This is a genomic window from Pseudoalteromonas luteoviolacea DSM 6061, from assembly GCF_001625655.1.
GTDB classification, from domain to species: Bacteria; Pseudomonadota; Gammaproteobacteria; order Enterobacterales; family Alteromonadaceae; genus Pseudoalteromonas; species Pseudoalteromonas luteoviolacea.
In genome coordinates, this window is sequence record NZ_AUYB01000020.1 from 1 (window position 1) to 1186 (window position 1186).

1 protein-coding gene is annotated in these 1186 nt (G+C 42.5%); it reads right to left on the reverse strand.

What is annotated here, in order from left to right; all coding sequences use genetic code 11:
• Window positions 1–38 precede the first annotated feature (38 nt).
• Window positions 39–1117 (reverse strand): IS3 family transposase gene (locus N475_RS25035; protein WP_155731002.1). Its coding sequence is split into 2 segments (ribosomal slippage): window positions 39–865 and window positions 865–1117, totalling 1080 coding nucleotides; the frame shifts between segments, so codons are not numbered across the junction.
• Between the last annotated feature and the right edge of the window lie 69 nt (window positions 1118–1186).

The window sequence follows — 1186 nt, forward strand, 5'->3', positions numbered from 1 at the left end:
TGTAACTGCCCCAGTTTTAGTACCGTCCATTAGTAGAATTATGCGGCCTCAAGATAGCCCATTGGAGTTTGATCTCCTAGTGCATCGTGAGGCCGTTCATAATTATAAATATCTAACCATTCATCTGTAATGTCACGAACCTGCTGAAGTGACTCAAACAGATATAAATCCAATACTTCTTCTCGGTAGCTGCGATTAAACCGCTCCACAAAACCGTTCTGATATGGACTTCCTGGCTTAATAAACTCAAGTTTTATGCTCTTTTTAGCAGCCCAGCTCTCCAAGACATTTGACGTAAACTCAGGGCCATTATCCACTCTAATTTGTTTTGGCGTTCCACGCCATGCAATGACCCTTTCCAATACTCGGATAACTCGCTCAGCCGTGAGGCTTGTATCAACCTCAATCGCTAACGCTTGGCGGTTGTAATCGTCCAGCACATTCAGTGTTCTAAAACGATGTCCGTAATTGAGTGCATCACTCATAAAATCCATCGACCAAGAGTCATTATGTTTTCCTGGTGCGCTTAACGGCTTTGGTGTGCGTGTTGGTACACGGCGCTTTCCTTTTCGTCTAAGGTTAAGTTTGAGCAGGTTATACACTCGCTCAACACGCTTTTTATTCCATACTTTGCCTTGATGCCTAAGTCGTTTAAACAGCTTAGGCATGCCCCACCTTGGATGCCGCTCAACAAGCGCCAACAAAGCATCAATTACATCATCATCCGATGGTCGATTGCATTTATAGTAATAAACGCTTCGACTTAAACCTGCTACGTCACAAGCAAATGCTACGCTTACCTCAAACCGTGCTCGTAAGTGAGCGACCCAAGCTCTGCGTCTACTTGTTTTTACAGCTTTTTTGAGATGATTTCCTCAAGCATTGAGTGTTTTAAACTTAGAGTTGCAAACATATCTTTTAGCTTGCGGTTTTCATCTTCAAGCTCTTTTAAACGTTTTACATCAGAGGCCTCCATCCCACCATATTTAGAACGCCACTTATAAAACGTACTTTGACCAACGCCGTGTTTACGGCATATTTCTGGTACAGGCACACCAGATTCAGCTTCTTTGATCATGCCCACGATCTGTGTTTCAGTGAACTTACTTTTTCGCATCGTAAAACTTCCTTCTTATATTGATAGAAATTCTACTTATGAACTGTTTCAGTTTATGGGGGAGTTACA